This window comes from Algoriphagus mannitolivorans DSM 15301, assembly GCF_000429425.1.
Lineage (GTDB): Bacteria > Bacteroidota > Bacteroidia > Cytophagales > Cyclobacteriaceae > Algoriphagus > Algoriphagus mannitolivorans.
Genome location: NZ_AUBV01000004.1, coordinates 441,616 through 450,553 on the forward strand (window position 1 = coordinate 441,616; position 8,938 = coordinate 450,553).

General features: G+C 43.7%; 4 protein-coding genes. 1 reads left to right on the forward strand and 3 read right to left on the reverse strand.

The genetic code is table 11. The annotated features are described in order from the left end of the window. Positions 1–379 precede the first annotated feature (379 nt). Entirely contained in the window at positions 380–3,592 is a 3,213-nt protein-coding gene (locus G458_RS21855; RefSeq protein ID WP_169719252.1) for an ATP-binding protein, read from the reverse strand. A gap of 266 nt (positions 3,593–3,858) precedes the next feature. Between G458_RS21855 and G458_RS0104590 the strand changes: the two genes are divergently transcribed. Further along, a complete protein-coding gene (locus G458_RS0104590) occupies positions 3,859–7,140 on the forward strand; it encodes a S41 family peptidase (protein ID WP_157359699.1) in 3,282 nt (1,093 codons plus the stop codon). Positions 7,141–7,223: 83 nt separating this feature from the next. Here G458_RS0104590 and G458_RS0104595 read toward each other — a convergent pair whose 3' ends face one another. After that, on the reverse strand, positions 7,224–8,225 hold the full coding sequence (locus G458_RS0104595; RefSeq protein WP_026950865.1) for a c-type cytochrome: 1,002 nt from the start codon (positions 8,223–8,225) through the stop codon (positions 7,224–7,226). Positions 8,226–8,250: 25 nt separating this feature from the next. Beyond that, complete coding sequence (locus G458_RS0104600) at positions 8,251–8,769, reverse strand: nuclear transport factor 2 family protein (RefSeq protein ID WP_026950866.1); 519 nt, start codon at positions 8,767–8,769, stop codon at positions 8,251–8,253. Positions 8,770–8,938 lie beyond the last annotated feature (169 nt).

Consider the following 8,938-nt stretch of genomic DNA (forward strand, 5'->3'; position numbering starts at 1 on the left):
TGAAGGACGAGTGGAGGTTCAACCTTTGAGTTTTAATCGATTGCCCAGTCTGCAGGAATTAATTCCACAAGTAATGCAGGGTAACTTTTGGAGATGGCTTTGCCGGGATTATCGTTGTCATAGACTTTTTTCTGTTGTTCTGGAAATCAGGAATCGACTTCATTTAATTAATAACAGGCTAATCGGGGGAAGAAATCCTTTAAAATCTTAAAGAATCACTCCGGTGTTCAGATAAGTCCTTCGGCTATTCAATCCATCAGAAAATGAGTATTAGACTGCCATCAATGAAGGTTTAATCCATAAAGACTCATTGTTTCGAAATAAGGATAGACAGAACAGCATTATTACCAGGAAGAAAATTCGGTTGCCGACTTCATTATCATTTTAAGATAATGGTAAACTCAGTTCCTACTCCCACTTCACTTTTGACATTTAACTGACCCCCATGTGCTTTGATGATGTCGTAGCTCAAGGAGAGGCCTAGACCTGTACCTTCTCCGGCTGGCTTGGTAGTAAAAAATGGCTGGAAGATTTTTTCCTTGATTTCAGCTGGAATTCCTAGGCCATTGTCTTGTATAGAGACTTCCACATCTCCATTTAAGTACTTGGTGGAAATAAGGATTCGGGGAGAGTATTCATTTAATTCAACTTTTTTACGCTCATTGACAGCATAAAAAGCATTGTTTATCAAATTGATTAAAACCCGGCCAATTTCTTGGGTCACCACATTTAATTTAGGGAGGTTGGGGTCTAATTCAAGTTTAAACTCAGCCTGAAAGGATTTGTCTTTGGCTCGTATGCCATGAAATGACAGTCTTAAACACTCATCCGCCAATTGATTTAGGTCCGTGATTTCTTTACTTCCTTCACTTTTTCTGCTGTGCTGGAGCATTCCTCTGACGATAGATCCAGCACGGCTTCCATGGTGGGCTATTTTGGATAGATTCTCCTTAAGATCGCTGGCAAGTGCCTTTACCTCCTCAAAATCACCTTTTTCGATTTCTTCATTCAATTCTTCGATAAGCTCCACGCTGAGCTCGGAGAAGTTGTTGACAAAATTGAGAGGGTTCTGAATTTCATGGGCGATACCGGCAGTGAGTTCCCCGAGCGATGCCATTTTTTCGGATTGAATGAGTTGAGCTTGGGTAGACTGAAGTTCCATTAGAGATTTTTCCAATGCTACTGTACGCTCCTTCACTCGGTCTTCGAGGTGGCGATTTTCAGCTTTGAGCTTTTTGGAGCGCCATTTGACAATAGCGGTAATCAGCCCTCCAATAAGGAAGGCATAAATCAAGCAAGCCCACCATGTGGCATACCATGGAGCCAAGACCATAAAGGAATAAACAGCCTCTTCGCTGACTCTTCCGGTGTAGCTCATCGCCCGGACATGGAAAGTATAGGTTCCTGGAGAAAGGTTGGTGTATTCCTTAAAGCGATTATCATTCCAGTCCACCCATTCCGGATCAAAGCCTTCTAAGTAAGTCTGGTATTTGGTTTTCTTCTCGTCTTCAAAATAAGGGGCTGCAAACTCAAAGCGGAAAGAATTTTCGGTTCTTTCTACAGGAGCCAAATCCTTTTTTCTTCCATAAAAAGGCAAGGGAATTGTATCCGTTTTGGTTTCTATACGACGGATTAAGGTGAAAAACGGTTTTTGATTGGGATGGTCTTTCTTGGCGTCATAGCGAATCAGACCTTTGGGAGAGCCAAACCATCGGATGCTGTCTTCATCCATAAAGTCATATAGACTTAGATATGGGGCGATGGAATTGGGTGCATTATCTTTTATATATTTCCCTTGTCCATTCCTTTTGAGGACTATTTTTTTCCCAGAGGTAGATTCAAACCAGATTATTCCAGATTTATCTTGGTTGAAATCCCAAATTTCTGATTCTACTTCCTCAAAGGCATCCGTGGGTAAAAAGTCCTTTTCCTGTTCCGAAAACTTTCGCATGCCCTCTGATGTCTTGATATACAATTCTCCATCAATCTTGGAGTAAGTAGTTGAATTTGATATATCAAATTCTTTCGAGCTAATGGACTCAGGTCCTAAGGATTCTATTAGGCCTTCCTTTAGGTCAAGAGCATATAATTTTCCCATTAGGCCTTGAATAATGATCGTCCCCTCTTTTCCTTCAAAAAAGTACTCATTTGCAGGACCAATGCCAGGAACTCGCCCTTTCAATTCCCAAGGAAAGTCTTTGGAAAGTCCACGTTCATAAAGTAACAGTCCTGTATTGGTGCTGACTAATAAGATGTTGGGGTTTCTTTTTGGAATGAAGGATGCTATGGGGCGGCTTCCATCTATCGGAAATTCTAATGGGATGGTTTTACCCGCACGGTATACTTTCAACTCTCCTCCTGCGGGCACGATTAAGTCTTTCCCGTCACGAATCAAACTGAAAGTCTGGTTGGAAGGAATTCCTTCAATTGATCTGAAGGTTTTGGTTTCCTCATCAAATCCAAGCAGTCCATTGGAAGTGCCTAAAAAGAACTCCCCACCTTGTTTTTGAATTGCGTAGACTGCTGAGGTAATTCCGAATTCTTTTCCAAAGGTTTGGATAGGAGAATCTATGGAAATTCTTGCCATTCCATCCTCGGTAGTTGCCCATAGTCCTTGGCCTTGGTCCAGGTATACACTGGTCACGACATTAGAAGGTAAACCCTGTTCGGTACCAAATCGGTTGAGGATTTCTCCTGAAGGACTCATTAGGACTATTCCTGCACCGGTAAAAGCAAGGAGGTAATTCCCGTGAAAAGGAATTGCATGATATAGACTCCCAGCGCCTTCTTCCTTAAGGATCCGATCTACGCTGGTTGGGAATTTGGTTAGGGTAGTCCCATCGAAAAGATAAAACCCGGTGGAAAAACCTCCCAATAGAAAAATATTACCACTTTCACTCTTAAATGGAAGCATAATCCTGAAGCGGTCTTTTCCAAGAAATTCTGTTCCGGGCACAAGTTGAAGCTCATCTGCTACCAACTGGTAAAGTCCCCGTTCATATTGATGGACATAAAAGTTGCCATTTTGAACGAAACTATAAATAAAAGAATTCTCTGCAGTCCAAGTCCTTAGTGATTTCAACGTGAAGTCTTCCGAAAGCTCAATTCTGATTAATTGATTCAAGTTTTGAAGAAATAGAAACCCATTTAGGAAATTTATAGCGCGAAATTCAGTACTTGATTGTAATTGGTCTCCTAATAAGTGAAGCAAAGAAATGGGTTTGGTTTCACCGTTTGGGTTGGTCATTAAGTATCCGAAGTCAAACCCTCCATAAAAAATTCTACCTTCTTCATCCTGGGCAAAGCTGCGTACGCCTGAAGAAATTTTTCTATCAAAAATAGATCTCCAAGATACCCCATCGTATTCATGTAGGCCTTGGCCAGTTCCAAAATACATCAGCCCCTCCTTACTTTGAATGGTTGCCCATACTTGAGGAAATCCGCCATACTCCTCAGCAGAATAGCTAGTGACTGGCAGCCTGCCCACCTGTTCTAATCCAGACTGGGAAAAACTGACATTGGGCTTTGTTAAAAAATAAACTAGTATGACAAATAAAACGGCTGAGGAAATCTTATTTCTAAAAAGTGTCATAGAAGAAGAATAGATAGAAATGTGTATAGGCACTAGTTTGGTGGAAATGAAGTAAATCAAAATCTTAATTGGAGTACTAACCGTTTTCAAAGGATTTATTCATTCAAATCCTTTTATATCAAGACTTTGTTCCTCTTAAATTATTCTGAAAAATTCACTTGACCAATAGCAGTAGCTAAGGATTCATTAAAATAAATTCATCCGGTATACCTTTTTATTTTTCCTAAATTCCCAATTGTTCCGCTAGACCAAATGATAGAATGATCATGAAAAAATTTACGCTTTTTCTTTTTGCCCTACTATCCCCATTGATCGGGTTTAACCAAAGCACTCCCGGCTACTTCATGCATCCGGATGTGCATGAAAACACCCTCGTTTTCGTAGCCGAAGGAGATATCTGGAGGGCTCCTCTTTCCGGAGGAATGGCCACCCGCCTGACGACCCATCCCGGAGATGAGTCTTATCCCAAAATCTCTCCTGACGGAAAATGGATCGCCTATGCGGCTTCCTACGAAGGGCCCACTGAAGTTTACCTGATTCCTATTTCGGGTGGCATTCCAAGGAGATTGACTTATGAGCCTTCAGCTTCAATTCCTACCAGTTGGAAATCCAACACCGAAGTGGCTTATGTGACGAGTCAATACTCCACCTTGCCCAGACTTAATACCCTTGTGTACAATATTGAAAATGGAAATAAGGCACTCCTTCCTTTGGAAATGGCTGCTGAAGGAAGCTTTGACCCCAGTGGACAGACGTTCTTCTTTGTTCGGCCGACTTTTCATAACAATGTGACTAAGAGATATCAAGGTGGCACTGCACGACAGCTGTGGAAATATACCTCTGGTCAGGCGGAAGCCATCAAATTGACCTCGGACTATCGGGGTGAGGACCATCATCCCATTCATCATCAAGGGCGAGTTTATTTCATTTCTTCCCGGGATGGAATCCAAAATATCTGGTCCATGAACGAATCAGGAACAGATATTAAGCAGCATACTCGTCAGAATAGCTTTGATGTCAGAGAATTCAGTCTATCTCAAAACACGCTTGTTTATAGAGCAGGAGCTGATTTGTACGTGCATCAGCTGGATTCAGGCATGGAAAAGCTCATTCCCATACGACTGGTTTCGGATTTTGATCAGTTGAGAGAAAACTGGATCGATAATCCCGCCTCCTTTATTACCAATTCGGACATCAGCAATGATGGTGAAAAAGTGGTCTTGACGGCAAGGGGAAGGGTATTTGTCTTTCCTGCTAAAGACGGGAGAATGCTTCGCTTAAGTCAAAAGGACAGGGTTCGCTATCGAGACGCTGTTTTTTCCTCAGATTCTAAGCAGGTTTTTTCTTTTTCGGATGAAAGTGGGGAGTTTGAAATCCATCAATATTCGGGCTTGGGGCTTGACCAAGGGAAAAAGCTGACAAGCAACGGAGAGACATTGAGGTTTGGACTCAAGCCTTCTCCCGATGGCAAATGGCTAGCTTGGTATGATCTGAAAAATGATCTATGGGTGATGAATATTGCCACTGGAAAAGCTGTAAAAGCCTCCGTCAACCAAGAAGATATCAATGGGGCGATGGCCTGGTCCCCAGACAGTAAGTGGTTAGCTTTTGGTCAGGCAGCATCCAATACGTTTATGCAACTTTTTGTCTTCAATCCGGAGACTTCTAAGCGGATTGTCTTGACCTCGGACCGAACCAATAGCATGTCTCCCCAATGGAGCGCCGATGGAAAATGGATTTATTTTCTCTCGGACCGGAATTTTGATTCTCGGGTAGGCGCACCTTGGGGACAGCGTCAGCCGGAGCCTTTTTGGGAGAAGCAAATGAAAATCTATCATATTCCGCTTCAGTCAGGGCTGGTTTCTCCTTTCACTCCCAAAAACGAGCTGAAAGTGGAGGAGGAAAAGAAATCCAACGGGCCTGTTGCTGTAACCATAGAGGAAAAGGGGCTGATCGAAAGAGTCCAAGAGGTGCCGATACCTGCCGGGGACTATAAAAATCTGATTGTTACCGATAAGGCACTTTACTACCACCGGGTAGGACCTGGGCCAGGAGTCTATTATGGTGGAGGGGCTTCCTCAGAGGATAATCCGGCTTTGATGATGACCACAATCGGGGAAAAGCCGGAGACCAAGGTTTTTGCTGATAAAATCAACAGCTATGTCACTTCTGCCAACAATAAGTTTGTGCTGCTTCGCAGTGGTTCTTCGCATTTTGTGGCCGAATTGGGCACTTCCCCGATTTCCGACTTATCCAAAAACCGCTTGGATCTTAATGGATGGAAATTCAGCGTGAGCCCCAGAGAAGACTGGAGACAGATATTTACCGATGCTTGGAGAATGGAGCGTGATTATTTCTACGATCCCGGAATGCATGGGGTAGATTGGAAAAAGATGTACGAGAAATATCTGCCTTTGGTAGATCGGGTCACTACCCGGGAAGAGCTTTCTGATGTCATCGGAGAAATGGTCGGGGAACTGAGTGTGCTGCACACCTCCGTTCGTGGAGGAGATATTCGCGAGGGAGAGGATAAAATCCAATTCGGAATGCTGGGAGGCAGGTTTTCAAAAAACCAATCCTTGAAAGGATATCAGGTGGATTATATCTATCAAAGTGACCCGGATTATCCGGATGAAAGATCGCCTTTGGCACACCCAAGTATAGCTTTGGTGAAAGGTGATGTAATCACTCACATTGATGGGGTTTCGGTCATGGAGGTTCCGGATATGCAGTCTTTGCTTCGGGATAAGGCAGGTAAGCAGGTGAGAATTGCCGTGGTTAAATCCGACGGAACCCAAAAGGGAGATTTTATTCTGAAGCCCATGAGTTCCAGCCAGGAAAGCAATTTGAGATACAACGACTGGGAATATACCCGAAGACTGATGGCGGAGGAAAAATCAAACGGAGATATCGGGTATGTGCATTTACGTGCGATGACTGCAGGAGATATTTCGCAATGGTATAGGGATTTTTACCCTCAGTTCAAGAAAAAGGGATTGGTTATCGATGTCCGAAATAACAGAGGGGGAAATATTGACAGCTTTATTCTGGAAAAACTGATGCGAGAGGCCTTTTTCTATTGGAAATCCCGAGCCGGGGAGCCTTACTGGAATATGCAGTATGCCTTCCGCGGCCATTTGGTGCTGCTCGTGGATGAGTTTACTGCTTCCGATGGAGAAGCCTTTGCAGAAGGATTCCGTAGGCTGGAATTGGGGAAATCGATCGGTGCCAGGACTTGGGGAGGTGAGGTTTGGCTTTCCGGGGTAAATACGCTTTCAGATAATGGAATTGCCCGAGCTCCGATGATGGGGGTGTATGGAGTGGTTGGTGAGGACAACAACCAAGGAAATGTCGAGTGGTTAATTGAGGGAGTGGGCTTTATTCCTGATATCGAGGTCATCAATCTGCCGAAGGCGACTTTCGAAGGAAAAGATGCCCAATTGGATGCGGCGATAGAGCATTTGAAGGAATTGATTCAAAAGGATCCTCGACCTGTGCCGAATCCCCCAGCTTATCCGGATTACAGCTTTAAGAACGGGAAGAATTAAGTCTTTTGATTAGTAAACAAAAAGAGGTCGATTTCATCAGTCGACCTCTCTTTTTTCCAAATAAGCTTGGTACAACAAGTCTCCTATTTTTTGTAAACCAAAGGTTCTACTTCATGAGGTACCGGCGCCAAACTTTTCAGATACAGATAAAGGGCTTCGATATCCTCATCACTCATTCTCGAGAATGGGCCCCAATGCATAGGGGAGATTTTAATGGTCCTTCCTTGCCTAAACCGTGATTTCCATTCTTCTGGGGTTTTGAAATTGGCAAAGGCACCTCCTGGATCGGGGGTTATGTTGGGAGTCTTGATCCAAAGTTCAGGGTCCTCCCCCACAGCCATGTTGAGTGCAGGATCTGGCTCAAATTCCATTCCTCCTGCAAACTCCGGCCCTATGGCATCATAAGTTGTCAAATCCCTTTCGGTATGACATCCGACGCAATTGGCTACATAGCGAGCGATGTATTCTCCCCTCTCTATACTTGGAGCCATGGCCGGAGCTTGGGAGGGAGGACTTGGATTTTGGATAGGTTTGAAAATAGGCATAAAGGACTTCATGATTTTACCCATTAAAGTCCATTGGGAAGGAGGGACTTCATTTTCTATGGGAGGCATGGATCTTAAGTAAGAGACCACAGCGATCAAATCTTCATCTGCCATATTCGAAAAAGGCATCAGCAAGGGAATGGAAGCCATGCCGCTAGGTCTCACACTATGCCGCATCATCCGGAAAATCTGGCCATCGGAGAATCTTCCAATCCCTGTTTTGGGATCCGGAGTCAAATTAGGAGCATACAGGGTTCCCAAAGGCCCAAAAGGAAATGCTACACCGCCTTTCAGAGGAATATCTTGTCCAGCATCCGCCGCAATCATTTCATCCACGCTTCCTACGTGGCAGTTGGAACAATGAGCCGGACCATGGACAAGGTATTTACCTCTTGCGATTACGGCTGAGTCGGTACTGGTTTGAAGTTGTGGAAGGGGAATATCATAGGTTTTATCCCAAGAGGCTTCTACAAATGCAAACAGACCCAGAATCAAGACCACCATCACCGATAGCAGGCTTAAAAAGATTTTCTTGGCCATTGCCTAATTTGTTGAGAAATCAGGGTTATTGGTTCATCGTAGAATCTGCTGAGGCTTTGGCCATTTCTGCCTTCATCATGTCTTGCACAATAGGACTATTGTCCCAATACCCGAATTCCTTGACGATTTTCCCATCCATGAATTGAAAAGTCTCATGAAATGGTAAGAGGTACTCCTTTCCTGTTGCTGCCAAGGTTGCTTTCCATTCTCCCCAGACATTTACCCAAATCTCTCCTTTATCGGTAATCACTCGCTCGATGGCATCTTCCTGAATAGTAATTTGGGCATTGTTGAAGAGGTCTTTATCCTTGTTCATATCTGCAATGGCCTGATCAAGGGTAGTAGGCTTTGTTTCAGGGGCATTTATGAAAATCTCCGCATTGGCATCGTAAAATTTCCGCTGAGCTTCATAATCTCCTGCATTATAGGCCGCAAACATTGCCTTTACGGATTCGATTTCCGGCGCCTGTTGGGTGTACCGTGATTCTTTTTGGCAGGACATGAGTATCCAGACGATAAGGGTTAATCCAATTACATTTTTCATAGCTAGGGTTGTGTTAAGTGAAATAAAGAATTACATAAAATCAGTGGTTTTGGTGGGAGTAATAGGTTTAAGAGCAGAGGATAATATTTTGACTTTTGAGAACTCGAAATTTCTCTAATCGGTGTTGGCCAGTTGGTGATGGAGAGTAAGAAAGAGAAAGTTCTGTCAT

Excerpts from the sequence above, each read along its gene's own strand:
- G458_RS21855 (WP_169719252.1), bottom strand. The coding sequence starts at position 3,592 with ATGACACTTTTTAGAAATAAGATTTCCTCAGCCGTTTTATTTGTCATA.
- G458_RS0104590 (WP_157359699.1), top strand. The coding sequence starts at position 3,859 with ATGAAAAAATTTACGCTTTTTCTTTTTGCCCTACTATCCCCATTGATC.
- G458_RS0104595 (WP_026950865.1), bottom strand. The coding sequence starts at position 8,225 with ATGGCCAAGAAAATCTTTTTAAGCCTGCTATCGGTGATGGTGGTCTTG.
- G458_RS0104600 (WP_026950866.1), bottom strand. The coding sequence starts at position 8,769 with ATGAAAAATGTAATTGGATTAACCCTTATCGTCTGGATACTCATGTCC.